Source organism: Clostridium sp. MT-14, assembly GCF_042436595.1.
GTDB classification, from domain to species: Bacteria; Bacillota; Clostridia; order Clostridiales; family Clostridiaceae; genus Clostridium_B; species Clostridium_B aromativorans.
The window spans coordinates 30,959-45,456 of the sequence record NZ_JBHMIY010000018.1 but is presented as its reverse complement, the minus strand read 5'-3'; the positions used below and the strand labels follow the sequence as shown (position 1 = coordinate 45,456).

General features: G+C 35.3%; 12 protein-coding genes. 4 read left to right on the top strand and 8 right to left on the bottom strand.

Annotated elements, in window-relative coordinates; genetic code table 11:
• The first annotated feature begins 19 nt into the window (after positions 1-19).
• Positions 20-1,177, top strand: coding sequence for an aldo/keto reductase (locus ACFHWD_RS12870; RefSeq protein WP_229981685.1), 1,158 nt, complete (start codon positions 20-22; stop codon positions 1,175-1,177).
• 137 nt (positions 1,178-1,314) lie between these two features.
• Here the strand turns inward: ACFHWD_RS12870 and ACFHWD_RS12865 are convergent, their stop codons facing one another.
• The 4 genes from ACFHWD_RS12865 to ACFHWD_RS12850 all read right to left on the bottom strand — a co-directional run bounded on the left by ACFHWD_RS12865 (position 1,315) and on the right by ACFHWD_RS12850 (position 7,647).
• Positions 1,315-1,965: a class II aldolase/adducin family protein gene (locus ACFHWD_RS12865; protein WP_378062200.1), complete on the bottom strand. Its 651-nt coding sequence runs from the start codon at positions 1,963-1,965 to the stop codon at positions 1,315-1,317.
• Between the two features lie 31 nt (positions 1,966-1,996).
• Complete coding sequence (mtnA, locus tag ACFHWD_RS12860) at positions 1,997-3,040, bottom strand: S-methyl-5-thioribose-1-phosphate isomerase (protein ID WP_378062198.1); 1,044 nt, start codon at positions 3,038-3,040, stop codon at positions 1,997-1,999.
• Positions 3,041-3,059: 19 nt separating this feature from the next.
• The gene (gene mtnK / locus ACFHWD_RS12855) at positions 3,060-4,268 is read right to left on the bottom strand and encodes an S-methyl-5-thioribose kinase (RefSeq protein WP_378062196.1); all 1,209 of its coding nucleotides are present in this window, start codon (positions 4,266-4,268) and stop codon (positions 3,060-3,062) included.
• 127 nt (positions 4,269-4,395) lie between these two features.
• Positions 4,396-7,647, bottom strand: coding sequence for a DEAD/DEAH box helicase (locus ACFHWD_RS12850; protein WP_378062194.1), 3,252 nt, complete (start codon positions 7,645-7,647; stop codon positions 4,396-4,398).
• Between the two features lie 140 nt (positions 7,648-7,787).
• Here ACFHWD_RS12850 and ACFHWD_RS12845 point away from each other — a divergent pair, with 140 nt between their 5' ends.
• Both ACFHWD_RS12845 and ACFHWD_RS12840 read left to right on the top strand, forming a co-directional pair.
• Positions 7,788-8,288: an amidase domain-containing protein gene (locus tag ACFHWD_RS12845; RefSeq protein ID WP_378062191.1), complete on the top strand. Its 501-nt coding sequence runs from the start codon at positions 7,788-7,790 to the stop codon at positions 8,286-8,288.
• A 250-nt stretch (positions 8,289-8,538) separates the two neighbouring features.
• Positions 8,539-8,790 (top strand): hypothetical protein, encoded by a 252-nt coding sequence (locus ACFHWD_RS12840; protein ID WP_150355807.1) that lies wholly within the window; start codon positions 8,539-8,541, stop codon positions 8,788-8,790.
• Positions 8,791-8,918: 128 nt separating this feature from the next.
• Here the strand turns inward: ACFHWD_RS12840 and ACFHWD_RS12835 are convergent, their stop codons facing one another.
• A complete protein-coding gene (locus ACFHWD_RS12835; RefSeq protein WP_378062189.1) occupies positions 8,919-9,776 on the bottom strand; it encodes a thermonuclease family protein in 858 nt (285 codons plus the stop codon).
• 101 nt (positions 9,777-9,877) lie between these two features.
• Here ACFHWD_RS12835 and ACFHWD_RS12830 point away from each other — a divergent pair, with 101 nt between their 5' ends.
• Positions 9,878-11,815, top strand: a complete 1,938-nt coding sequence (locus tag ACFHWD_RS12830; RefSeq protein WP_229981690.1) for an ABC-F family ATP-binding cassette domain-containing protein — start codon at positions 9,878-9,880, stop codon at positions 11,813-11,815.
• On the opposite strand, the gene ACFHWD_RS12825 is transcribed toward ACFHWD_RS12830, so the two are convergent.
• The 3 genes from ACFHWD_RS12825 to ACFHWD_RS12815 all read right to left on the bottom strand — a co-directional run bounded on the left by ACFHWD_RS12825 (position 11,812) and on the right by ACFHWD_RS12815 (position 14,436).
• Positions 11,812-13,053, bottom strand: a complete 1,242-nt coding sequence (locus tag ACFHWD_RS12825) for an ATP-binding protein (RefSeq protein ID WP_378062187.1) — start codon at positions 13,051-13,053, stop codon at positions 11,812-11,814. The two genes, ACFHWD_RS12830 and ACFHWD_RS12825, sit on opposite strands and share 4 nt — an antisense overlap.
• Before the next feature lie 5 nt (positions 13,054-13,058).
• The gene (locus tag ACFHWD_RS12820) at positions 13,059-13,754 is read right to left on the bottom strand and encodes a response regulator transcription factor (protein WP_378062185.1); all 696 of its coding nucleotides are present in this window, start codon (positions 13,752-13,754) and stop codon (positions 13,059-13,061) included.
• A 97-nt stretch (positions 13,755-13,851) separates the two neighbouring features.
• Entirely contained in the window at positions 13,852-14,436 is a 585-nt protein-coding gene (locus ACFHWD_RS12815; RefSeq protein WP_150355812.1) for a TetR/AcrR family transcriptional regulator, read from the bottom strand.
• Between the last annotated feature and the right edge of the window lie 62 nt (positions 14,437-14,498).

Here is a 14,498-nt window from a genome sequence, read left to right as displayed (position 1 = left end):
ATAAAAGGGAGGATGGCAAATGTTATATCGAAGTTTCGGTAAAACAAATGAAAAGGTTTCAATTTTAGGTTTTGGATGTATGAGGCTTCCACTGCTTCCTGGAGGCGACTCCAGTAAAATTGATGAGAAAAAGGCCATAGAACTAATTCGTTATGCAATCGACAATGGTGTAAATTACGTGGACACCGCATATACCTACCACGGGAACAGTTCAACAAAAGGGGGTGAAGGTGAGCCTCTTGTAGCAAAAGCATTAAAAGACGGTTACAGGGAAAAAGTCAATTTGGCCACAAAGCTTCCCAGTTGGTTAATAAATCAAGGAAGTGACATGGACAAATATTTAAATGAACAATTAAAGCGTTTAGAAACAGATCATATAGACTTTTATTTGATACATTCACTTAACCGTGACAACTGGAAAAGAGTAAAGGAAAATGGTGTTGATGAATTCCTAGACTCTGCTATAAAAGATGGCAGAATAAGATATGCCGGATTTTCCTTTCATGATAAATTAAAACTCTTTAAAGAAATAGTAGATTATTATGATTGGTCATTTTGTCAAATACAGTACAACTATTCAGATGAAAACTTTCAAGCTGGAACAAGGGGATTAAAATATGCCGCCCAAAGGGGACTTGGAGTTACAATTATGGAACCACTTAGAGGAGGAAAACTTGTCAACAGCCTGCCTAAAGAAGCCAGAGCTATTTTTGATAGATCGGGCTTTAAGAGGACACCAGCTGAATGGGGATTGAGATGGGTATGGAATCACCCAGAAGTGAAAGTTGTCCTAAGTGGAATGAACTCCATGGAACAAGTCAAGGAAAACATAAAGACAGCAAGCAAGGTTGAGGCAAATTTATTGACAGAAAAAGAATTGAAAATAATTGATCAAGTTAAGGATGTCTTTAATTCAAAGATGAAAGTCAACTGTACCGGCTGTGAATACTGTATGCCATGTCCATCTGGCGTAAATATTCCAGGATGTTTCAGTGCCTATAACAATTACAGTATTTTTGGAAAAGGTGACGATACCTACAATTCCATTTCATCTGAACACAGGGCTTCAAAATGCAAAGAATGCGGCAGATGTGAATCTCTATGTCCTCAAGGCATTTCAATACGCAGTAAATTAAAAGACGTCAGGTATCTGCTCGAAAAAGTACCTGCACTTTAATTTTATTTTTTACAAACTGACGTTATAGACATTGACAGGTAATGGCACAAACCTCTTTCATTTCAAAACTCCTGCCTTTTGTGCCTCTTACCGTCATTGTCCAAAAAATACTCTATTTTTAAAAATATCTTTCCACTTCATTTAAATTTCACGTAGGAAGGATATTTCCATTTTTTCAACTCTTCCTTAGGCAGAACATTAGGCTCCTTATTGCTGTTCAGCAGCAAAGCTCTATAATATATTTCCGCTATTTCCTCTACATATCTTGCTTTAAGATAGGCACTTTCTATATCTTTACCTACGGTTACAACTCCATGGCTTTCCAATAAACATGCATCCGATTTTTTAAGCGGCCCAACTATGGACTGAGCCAATTCTTTTGTGCCAGGCCTTTCATAATGTGCCACATATACAGTTCCTCCATAGTATACAGATTCATATACAATTGGTGGAATTTCTTTTTTCAAAACTGCAAAAGATGTTGCAAATCGTGAGTGAGTGTGTACTACAGCATTAATATCCTTTCTTGAATTATAGGCATAAATGTGCATCAGTACTTCACTGCTTGGTTTATAATCTTTTTTGTTTTCTATTACATTCAAATCCTGATCCAGTACACATATGTCCCTGCCAGTTAAATTCTTCCTGTCTACTCCCGAGGGAGTTATCAATACGCATCCTGTATCTCTATCCTTAATACTAAAATTTCCAGATTTATGTTTGCACAGTTCCTCTTCTTCTGCTTCTCTTGCCACTGCAGCCAATTCTTCTTTTTTATCTTCAAGCATAATACTCCCCTTTCTACCTTCCATTTTCAGTTTAGATTATCTTTTTTAAATTTTCTCCAAAGGGCGGATATACTATACCCTTTTCCGTTACTATGGCAGTTATATTTTCGTGAGGTGTTACATCAAAAGATGGATTATATACCTTCACTCCACTAGGTACAGTTCTGACTCCAAATCTGCAGGTGACTTCCTCAGGATCCCTCTCCTCTATAGGTATATCCTTTCCAGTTAAAGTATTTAAATCTATACTCGGTGTAGGTGCCGCTATATACATCGGTATATTGAAATACCTCGCCAAAATTGAAACTCCAAAAGTTCCTATTTTATTTGCCGTATCGCCATTGGCAGCTATCCTGTCGCATCCCACTATTACAGCATCAACCTTGTGCTGAGACATAACCACAGCTGCCATATTGTCCGTGATGGTTGTCACATCTATTCCCGCCATGTAGAGCTCCAGTGCTGTAAGGGTAGAGCCCTGAAGCCTAGGCCTTGTCTCATCTGAATATATTTTAAGATGCCATCCCCTCTCCTTTGCAATGTACATAGGTGCCGTAGCCGTTCCATATTTTGATGTGGCCAGCTGTCCTGCATTGCAGTGAGTTAATATTCCCATATTATCCTTGAGCAGTGTAATCAAATTTTCTCCTATGCTCCTGCATATCTTGATATCTTCACTGTGAATTCTTTTGGCTTCATCCCTAAGTATTTTCTTTATTTCAGGAATTGGTCTATCACTTTCATCTTTAATTTTTCTAAGCATTCTCTTCAATGCCCAGGAAAGGTTGACAGCAGTAGGTCTACTTGAATTCAAATACTGCGCTTTCTCTTCTACATAGTTATAAAATTTTTCAAAAGAATCCTCAGGCGCACTTCTAATTCCAAAATACAGTCCATAACCTGCTGTCACCCCTATAGCAGGTGCACCTCTTACTATCATCGTCTTTATAGCATCATAAATTCCTTCAACCGTACCATAAGTTTTATACTCTATGTAGTCTGGCAATTTTGTCTGATCCAAAAGTACAAGCTTATCTTCTCCATCTTCCCACTTAATAGCAAATAATTCAGACATTTTCTTACCTCCCCAAATTTTATTTTGCAGAATTTCTAATTAATTTTATAAATTCATCAATGGAATCAACATCGTCTCTATTTAGGAGAATAGATTGTCCAACTTTTAATCCCATTATCTGAGCTTTGGCTCTTTCCCTAAGGTCCTTTACTGCATCTATGTCAGGTACATGGGCCATTCCAATAATTCTTCTCATTATCTCACAGGCGCAAAACCCAACGGTTTCATGAATCAGATTTCTCACATAATATTTCCTGTAACCAGCTATTTTTGTTATTATATCTTTTGATTTATTTTGCCAAAGATAATTAAACTCCTTTAAAAATTCCCTCCATATATCTTCTATTGAAGTTAAAAGATAGACCCTATAACGTTCAATTTCCACTTTAGACTTATCTCTTCTTCCCTCCCAGGAAACATAATTCAAAATAAAATTAGCAAACAGCAGTCCCATATCGTATCCATAAGATCCATAAAATGCAAACTCGCAGTCAAACACAATAGTCTTTTCACTGTTTATAAATATAGAACCTGTATGCAAATCTCCATGAAGCAGTGACTCGGCTTTTGTCATGAATATATTCTTCAATTTTGAAACTTCAAGACATATTTTTTCATTTTCCCAGATTTCCTCTTTGACATAATCTCTTATATATTTATTAATTTCATTGGATCCAGCATCCATGTAAGGATCATTTAAAACAAGCTTTTCAGTTATATCACATAATTCAGGGTTTATAAATTTTCCTACAATTTTCTTCTTTTCCATAGGACTCATTCCCATATCCGATGTCAGGAATAAATTCCTTGCCATAAACCTCCCTATCTGCTGAGGAAAATTTTTAAAGGTTTTCATCTCCATCATGGCTTTTCTCAGGATTTCCATATCACCTAGATCTTCCATCACAGTCAATGCATATTCATTACTGTGGTAGTATATTTTTGGAACGCTGCCTGGACAAACTTTGTCCTGAAGTTTAAGTGTCTCAGCTTCTATTCTGTTTCTGTCTAAAGTCAATTTCCATCCTTCTCCTGCAATTTTCAAATAGGGAAGCGCTTGTTTTACAACAACTTTCCTATTATCATTTAGATCCACCACCCTGAAAACATAATTTAAATTGCCATCCCCTATTTCCCTGCTCTCAATTTCATGATCCTCTGGAAATATACCTACGCTTTTCAAATAATCACCTATGGTGCTTAATGTCATTTCTTTATACCCGCTCATTTTTAAGCCTGATTTTCAGCAATCAGGTCTTTTCACCTCTTCTTTCCCCTATATATTTTTATCCATTATAGGCCAAATATGAACAACTTCTTAAAATAGTATAACACAAACGCACTTTACCCGGCAGCTATACTTTTTGCTCAAATAATTTTAAAATCTCTTCCTCTGTCAGCGAAGCAATTCCCTGGCCTCCTGAAAGCTCTCCGCCAAGCAGGCTGTCTATAAGTTTCTTCTTTTCATCTTGCAGCTGTATTACCTTCTCCTCGATAGTACCTTTGGTCACAAGCTTTATAACCTCTACTACATGTTTCTGACCTATTCTATGTGCTCTGTCTGTAGCCTGCTGTTCTACTGCAGGGTTCCACCATGGATCAAAATGAATTACTACATCCGCAGAAGTTAAATTCAATCCTGTTCCACCTGCTTTTAAACTTATTAAGAATACCAAATTACTGCCGGTATTGAACTCATCTACCAATGTCATTCTATCTTTGGACGATACAGATCCATCCAGATAACTGTAATCTATACCCTCTATTTTCATCCTGTTTCCAATATTTTTAAGTATGGAAGTAAATTGTGAAAACACCAGTACTTTATGTCCTTCCTCCGTACTCTGAATTAAAAGCTCCACAAGTGCCTCAATTTTTGCACTCTTCCCATTATAATTTTCCATTATTACAGATGGATCAAGACAAAGCTGTCTCAATTTTGTAATGTATGCCAGTATCTCAATTTTACTGTTTTTAAATTCATCCTCCTTTACTTTCTTCTCAATGAGCTCAATGGCATGTCTTGCATAGGTTCCATAAACTTTTTTTTGCTTATCTCCCATGTTTACCATGACAGTTCTTTCTATTTTATCCGGCAGTTCCCCTACGACATCTTTCTTTCTTCTCCTCAAGATAAATGGTTTTACAAGTTTCTTCAGATCTTCAATTACCACAGGTTCTTCTTTGAATCTCTTGTAATACCTCACACTAAATCTCTTCTCATCATACAGATATCCCGGCATTATAAAGTCAAATATGGACCAGAGCTCCATGACGGAGTTCTCTACAGGAGTACCTGTAATAGCAAACCTTCTTCTTGCATTTATGTTCTTTACAGCTTCAGCATTTTGAGAATGGGGGTTCTTTATATACTGGGCCTCATCCAGCAGACAATAGTCAAATTTTATATTCTTATAGATCTTAAGATCTCTTTTTAAAAGACCATAGGTAGTTATAATCACATCATACTCATCTATATATTTTATCTGTTTTTCCCTACAGCTTTTTGAGCCATTCACCGCTGCTATCTTCATATCCGGGGCAAACTTTTCAAATTCATGAATCCAGTTATACACCAGGGATGTAGGCACAACAATTAATGACCTGCTTCCTGTACTTGACAGCAGAAAAACAATAACCTGCAGAGTTTTCCCGAGTCCCATTTCATCTCCCAGTATTCCTCCAAATCCAAGATAATCCAGTGTCTTAAGCCAATTATATCCTATTTTTTGATATTCTCTCAAAGTACCTCTTAAATTTTCAGGTTCCTTGAATTCAAGATCTTTTACATTCTTGAATTTATCAACTATTCTTTTAAGTTCAGCTGTTCCCTTTATATATCTTATATGATTCTTTTTCATATAGTTATTTATATAAACGCTCTTATTTTTATCTATCTCAATGTGATTATCCCTTATATTTCTCTGAGAAACCACATCCAGAAGTTTTAAAAACTTTCTAAGTTCTAGCTCCTCCAAATCCAGATATTCTCCAGTTTTCAATTTGTAATATTTTAAATTGTCTCTAAAAGCTCTGAGTATTGAAGCTGTTTCCTCTGAAGGTATATCCCCAAGTTTAAACCCCATCTCAAAATAGTCATATTTCCCTGATTTAATCTCTCCACTTATGTCTTTACTTTTTATAAATTTTATACCCCTGAAGTTTTCAGAATAAAACACATCTCCCATTTCTTGAAGTTTTCCTACTTCCTCTTTAAAAAATCTGAACGCATAGTCATCTCCCCTCATAAAATGGAATTTATTTTCAACTCTTTCAAATCCAAGTGATCCTAATGTCTTCAAAACAGCTTCCTCTTTTTTGGAATCTCTATATACGATCTTTCCGGTATAGTCTTCAAATATATTAAACTCAAAAGCACCATATTTTACTTTGACAATAAGTATAATCCTGGTGCCCTCTTTATCAAAGTAAAATTTAAACTCGCATTTTTCATTTACCACCTTGTTCTTTATAGCTTTTGACAAAACAATATTATCCGACAATAAATTAAGCCTTGGAATCAGTTCTCTAAGTATGACATCTTCCTCATCTCCCTGAAATGCAACTGAATTGTTTCCACTGAATACATCAAGAAAAGGCTTTATTCTAAAACAGTATTCCCTGTCTGGAAGATATATGGTTGAACCGTAGAAAAACACATTGTTTCTAGATCCCAAAACCATGGGCATTCCATTTAGAACCCTTAAAACATAATCCTCCTTTACCATTTTCAAATCAAATTCCAGTGGTGGAGGGCTATCAAGTATTTCAGTTTCAACACACCTATATAAAAATCCTTCATTTAAATATACCCTGTGTTTTTCTATTACTTTAAAAAATTCTCTCACCAGATAATCTGGTATATGTATATATTTCCCATCTATATTTGACTTCTTTACTCTTCCCCGATATGTGGAGCTTCCCTCTACACTTTTCAGCATCTGAATAAAATCCACAAGACATTTATCCCTCGTGCTGAATTTATCTTTTTTCATATCAAGAGTGAAATTTTTTCCATAGACTACAGGTATATTATTGTAAATTGCCAGCAAAAATTGATCTATATCTTTAAGTACATAGAGATTTCCTGAACTCATTGAAGTAAGCCCTATTTTAAACTGAGCGGAGATCTTATTCTCCCATTGATTTCTATCCACATAAACTTCTATTTTTATCTCCTTCTTATTTTTCTCATCACCTAAAAGCACAGATAAAGTATCCAAATTCTTATATTTAGATTGAAAAATATTCTCAGATTCTGATTCACACAAAAGAGAAAAATCTTTTAATTTGTCAGCAGCCCTGTAAAAAGTAGCTATCAGATGCTTGCAGCAATAGTTTTCCCTTCGGAATTCATTATTTTCATAATCTCGACAACTGCAGTAAGTTGATACTATGTTTTTATTCTCCGCATCCAATTCAATTTCCGTATTGTATTCACTTACAAGGCTTTCCGAAATGACTCTGCCCTTTATATACACAAGTGTCTCCCTGTTTGTGATCTCTATAGAAGAAACCAGATCATTGTCTATAATTCTCATTCCCTTGGCATGATTTTTTCCGCTTATCTGTTCATTAAATAACTGCAGTAATCTGTCTTTATTCATCCTACCACCCTGATATCCTATATTTTATACAGACTTTAATTATACCACAAATAAACTTCCAGGATAAAATCATATAGAACAGGTAATTTTCTAGGTCATATTCACATAAACTATACCGTAAATAATTTTGTGGAGCAATCATGAACTATAGAAATAACTTATTTTATTCCAGGGCTAAAGCCGTAAATTATGCCGTAAAATATGCCCAATCACCAAATCCATCTTATAAATATTTTCTTGTACAAGGCGACAATGGAGGTGACTGTACAAACTTTATATCACAATGTCTCAGAGCTGGAGGTGCTCCAATGGTATTTTCAGGTAAAAACAGGTGGTGGTATACCAGCAAGAACTGGTCAGTTTCCTGGGCTGTAGCCGGTTCTCTTTACTGGTATCTAAAAACCAACGCCACAAAAAATTTATATGGTGTCAAGGGTATGCAGGTCGACTCTGTATCAATGCTGGAACCAGGCGATTTAATATTCTATGAAAATAGAAAAGGTAGAATACAACATTCTGTAATGATAACTTCATTTAACAGAAGTTATCCTCTGATATCCCAGCATACTCCAAATGTTTTAAACATACCTTATGAAAAAGATTGGGCTATAAGAATGTATTTTTTAAAAATATATTCTTAGTTTACTATTTTATTCTATAAAATGATCAAATTTGTTCTCAATTATTTTTTTACTATTATAGCCATCAATTTAATAATGATATAGTTTGAAAAGACTGTTAGAATATAGACAAGCCTAAATTCCCAAAAATATTGATTAAGGAGCTGATCAGCATAAGTTATTAGTTGTAATTTCTAAAATCACTTTAACAGCACTTCAATTGAAAAGTGAACTAAAAAATACAATATAACAAAATTTAGGAGGATTTAAAATGTTAAAAATCAAGCATAAAATATTTTCATCTTTAATAGTTGCAGCACCATTATTAGTAAACGCTGGGGTGGCTACAACAGTTCACGCCAGTCCTGTAAACAATAATTCCTGTAAAAATTACGAAACAGTCTGTAAATCAGCAGATTCAAATAATTGTGTAACTATCGATGGCGTAAAATATGATTGTTCAAAACTTATTCAATCCATCTGCTCAGGTGTTGATTCAACATCATATAATTGTACAAAATAGTATATTTAAAAATACATTCATATTAAGATAGAACTCCAACTCATGAAGTTGGAGTTCTATCCTTTTCTCGCATATTCTTTCACAATGTCCTATTAAACACATATGCCTTAATTCACTCTAAAATATTATTATTTTGACCTTCTATATCCTGCAGCTTGTGCCTCTTCTTCCGTATTAAACCATGCTTCAGGATTGGTTTTGTCATAATAACTATCTCCTGGCATATGATATATTTTTTCACCCTTTGAATTGATATTGCCCTTTATGGATCCGTGGCCAGAAGAATCACTGTCTTTTACACTTGAGCTCCTCTCTGATGAAATACTTTTACCTTTTGTATCCCCTACACTGTCTCCCCGTGTAGTCCCACCGGAATTTACAGACCACAGACCCCTGTCGTTTTCTCTGGCTTCCCTGCAAAATTTTCTAAAGTAATCTGCATATTTTACATTGGGCTGAATGGTCATCTGCTGCGCATATCCATTCACAGCCAGTATAGCATTAAACATTTTATTTCTAATCTCACTTTCATTTATTTTCTCCGGCTGAGACAGCCATACATACCTTAAAAGTCTTCCATATTTATCCGTATCCCCTGCATCCTTTTCCAAATATACGGTTTTCCCTAAAAGATTTGATTTTGTATAGCTGCTTGCCTCTTCACCATACTGCTCATGCTTAGTTGTGCTCTCAGGAGTATTGACACCTATAAGTCTTACTTTTGCATTTTGCCCGCTCTCCAACCTCACATATACCGTATCTCCATCTATATGCCTGCTCACCACTGCTTTTTCCAGCTGCACCGAAGTCTTGGATTCATAGCTTGTACTATTGTGATCATCACTGTCCCCAGAAACAAGTACTTGCCTGGATTTATCCTCATTTTTGTTATCACTGCTGAAATCCGAACATCCTACTGCTGAAAACAATATAATTGCAATAACACAAATACTTAAAAATTTTTCTACAATTTTTTCGTTTTTCATTTTATTATCACCATCTTTCAGCAATTTTTACGCAACCATAATGATTATACCACATTTGTCATCAACTCATGTTATAATAATAGGGCAAAGGATGTGTAATAATGAATCTATTGACTGCAGAAAATATATGTAAAAACTACAGTGAAAAAATACTGCTTGAAAATATATGTCTTGGAATAAATGAGGGGGACAAAATAGGTATAATAGGTGTCAACGGCACGGGTAAATCCACTCTTTTAAAAATTCTTTCCGGATTTGAAATACCTGACAGGGGCAGAATTACAAGGGCAAATAAATGTGACCTGGGTTACCTTCCTCAAAATTGCGATTTCAGCAGCAGTGATGCCACAGTACTGGAACAGATTTTCAGAGGAAATTCCTCGGTAATGAAACTTTTAAGAAAATACAGGGCCGTCCTGGGTCTAATTAAAAAAGATCCGGACAATACAGAGCTTCAAAACAGTATCTTTGATCTCAACTCCAAAATGGAGTCAGAAAATGCCTGGGGGATTGAAAACAAGGCCAAAACCATACTTACAAAATTGGGTATTGTTGATTTTGACGCAAAAGTATCCACACTTTCAGGAGGGCAAAAAAAGAGAATAGCTCTGGCTTCCACGCTCATAACTCCTTCAAATATCTTGATACTTGATGAACCTACAAATCACCTTGATGATGAAACCATAGAATGGCTGGAAGATCTTTTGGATAAATTTAATGGTGCACTTGTCATGGTGACCCATGACAGATTTTTTCTGGACAAAATCACGAACAGGATATTTGAACTTAGCCATGGAAATTTATACAGCTATACGGGAAATTACAGCACCTTTCTGGAGAAAAAGGCAGAGAGACTGGAAAGGGAAAATGCAGATGACAGAAAGAGAAAAAGCCTTATTAAAAAGGAACTTGCCTGGATAAGGAGAGGTGCGAAAGCAAGGAGTACAAAGCAAAAAGCAAGGATAGAAAGATTTGAAAATCTAACATCAGAGAAACATATAACATCAGATCCAAAACTGGACATAGACATCAAAAGTTCGAGGATAGGCAAAAAAGTGATAAACATAGATAATATAAGCAAGAGTTTCGGAGATAAAATAATTGTCAAGAATTTTTCATATAATATACTGAATAATGATAGAATAGGTATACTAGGGCCAAACGGCTGCGGTAAATCCACTCTGATGAATATATTGAGTGAAAAGATCTTGCCTGACAGCGGGAGTATAGATATAGGTGAGACAATTAAAATAGGATATTTTTCCCAGGAAATACCCGACATGGATATGAATCAAAGGGTCATCGAGTATATAAAAAATACCTCGGGATATGCCGATACTGAAAGCGGTGAAAAAATAAGTGCTTCGGCGATACTGGAAAAATTTCTCTTTGAACCTTCGGTTCAGTGGACTCCTCTTGGGAAACTTTCCGGCGGGGAGAGAAGACGTATCTATCTTTTAAAAGTGCTCATGGAATATCCCAATCTGCTTCTTCTAGACGAACCCACAAACGATCTTGATATAGAAACCCTGACTATTTTGGAGGACTACCTTCAGAATTTCAAAGGAGCTGTTGTGTCCGTATCCCACGATAGATATTTCCTCGATAAAATAGTCAACAAGCTGTTTGTTTTCGAAGGTCACGGCAGGATCTCCCAGTATACCAGCAGCTATTCCTATTTTCGCCAGATGCAGAGAAAAAAGCAAAATGAAATTTCAGGTGGAAATATTAAAGAAAATAAGGCGAAAAAAATTCACACCCATACTCGAGAAAAGAAGTTAAAGTTTACCTATAAAGAGCAACTGGAATTCAATGAAATAGACGGCATAATCGAAAATCTGGAAAATGCCATATCTGAAAAAGAACGGGAAATGGAGGAGGCATCTTCTGATTATATACTTCTCGAAAAACTCACAGCTGAAAAAGAGACTTTGAAAAAAGAGCTGGATAAAAAAATTGACAGGTGGACTTATCTAAATGAACTCAATGAAAAAATTCAGGAAAGCAAAACACATGGGGTATATCAATACCCCCATTAGTACTTCAAAAACGTGATCCTAAAAGTAGTTCCTGCTCCAAGTTTGCTCTGAACGTTTATAATTCCATCATGGGCTTCCAATATAGATTTTGAAAGTGCCAGACCTATTCCTATGGAATCACTGCTTTTTGAGGTTCTGGCTTTATAAAATCTCTTGAATATGTTGGGAAGATCTTTTTCACCTATGCCCTCCCCATTATCCGATATGGTGATTCTCTTATAAATTGGATTTTCCATCACACATACATCTACTTTACCTCCTCTTTGAGTATGTTCTACACAGTTTTTAACTATATTTATAAGAGCCTCACAAAGCCAGTGTCTGTCATGGTAAAATACTATTTCTCCCTCTTCATGGAATTTCACCTGTACACCTGCCGATACTATTTTCTCTTCAAGAGCCTCTATAGAATATTTTATTGTTTCGTTCAGACTCTGCCCCTTCATATGAAATTCTATTGCCCTAGCATCAAGCCTTGCCAGTTTCAATATGCTCTTAATAAGCCAGTTCATCCTGTAAAGCTGGTTCCTGCTGCTTATGAGGAAGTTTCTCGACTGCTCTTTTGAAAGCTGTTTGTTAAGCAAAATATCATTGTAAACTATCATAGAAGAAAGAGGTGTCTTAAGCTGGTGGGATATATCAGACAGAAGTTCAACCAAAAATTGTTTCTCTTTTTTAAGCTCATTCAGATTATTTCTTATAATTTCCCTCATTGAATTGAATGAAACGGAAAGTTTTGAAAAATCCCCTTCTCTATCTTCACCTATTGATATGTCATAATCCCCTTCCACTATTTTCTTTGCACCAAAATTTAACCTTCTTATTCTCTCATAAAAATATCCATACTGAATATAGTTAAGCAAAAAAAATATAATCAGCATACTTATAAATATCAGGATTATATTTAAATTTTCCCTGAGTGCAGATTTATTAATATATGGGAAAAGTTCATTTTCCAATTTTTCGCTTAATCCATATTGTTCTAATATATGTTTCCCCTTTTGAGCCTCTTCTTCATCCGCCCCAGCTGTAATAACAGGTATTATTTCCCTGGCAATTTCAGGATTATTCCTGTATATCCTTTCGGTTACGGCTCCAAAAGTTAGTACATAATCCTGCTTGAGATTATAATGATACATTTTTAAATTTAAAAGCACAGCCGTCATAAAAAACACATTTAAAATCAAGAGAATTGTCGCACTTCTCCTGAGCTCGGGATTTATAAAATATCTTCTCATATCAATTACTCCTTGTTGACCTTTTTATTCCATATATAACCCATACCTCTCTGTGTAACTATATACTGGGGTTCCCTTGGATTATCTTCTATTTTTTCTCTTATTCTCCTTATATAGACTGACAGTGTATTCTCGTCAAAAAAGGATTTTTCACCTTCAATAAGGCCGTTTAATATCTCATCCCTCTTCATGAGAACTTCAGGGTTATTTAAAAATATAAGAAGCAGCTTATACTCCTGTGCTGTAAGCATCACCTTTTTGTCTCCCTTTTTCACCAGAGCGCTTGTAGTGTCCACTGTTATATTTCCGCTCTGAAACATGCTGCCTGAAGGTTCCCTTTTATAATTTCTTCTTATTATAGCCTTTATTCTAGACAAAAGCTCTCTCACCCCAAATGGTTTGGTTATATAGTCATCTCCACCAATTTCCAAACCAAGCACAATATTTACTTCCTCGTCAAGAGCAGTCAGAAACACTATGGGAACGTCACTTTTGCTCCTTATGTATTTACACAGATCATACCCGCTTCCATCAGGCAGATTTATATCTAGAATAATAAGATGGATCTCTTTATCCTCCATTATTTTCTTTGTATCTTTAATTGTTGACACTGTTAGGACTTCATATCCTTCATCTTTTAAAGTAAACTCTATTCCCGCTGCAAGGGCACTGTCATCCTCTACCAGCAATAATCTGTACATTGACTTTACCTCACCATCAATATTGAATGTAAAACATAATAATTTTACTGTTCTAAATTAATTATACCATTCAGTGTCATAAATCCAAATGATACCATCAATTACAATCTGGTGATTTGCCGTTTTCGATAGAAAAAATAAAATCATCTATCATAAATTCAAAGCTGTCTTCTACTTCTACATCAGGTTTATGCTGAAAATATCCAAGAAAAGTCAATGATACAAATCCATGCAAAATACTTCTTAATTCACGACTTTTATGGACTAAAATCACCCTATCATCTATATAAAAATTTAAAATGCTTTTAATAATGCTCATGGTTTCTCTTGCCATACAATTTATTTCTTTATTTTTCGTGCTGGGAATATTCATGAAAAGTTTATAAGCCTCCCTGTTTTCAAAAGCAAAATCCCGATAAATATGGGCAAATTGCCTGATTGCATCCTCTCCACTTTTACCTACCAGTCCCTGCATTAATTTAAAATTCAATATGCGAATAACATATACTGTCATCTCTGTTTTAAGAGCATCCATATTATCAAAATGATTATATAAAGATGGATATTTTATATGCAGTTTATCTGCAATTTTTTGAAAAGTAACTCTATCAAAGCCGATCTCCTCAGCCAATGCAAAAGCAGCCTTAATTATCTTTTCGCCGGTTAGGTTCCTTTTTTGCATAAATATCTCTCCCCATACGTTTATTTATCCGAACGCTACCATTGCTAATACTCCAACTTCTT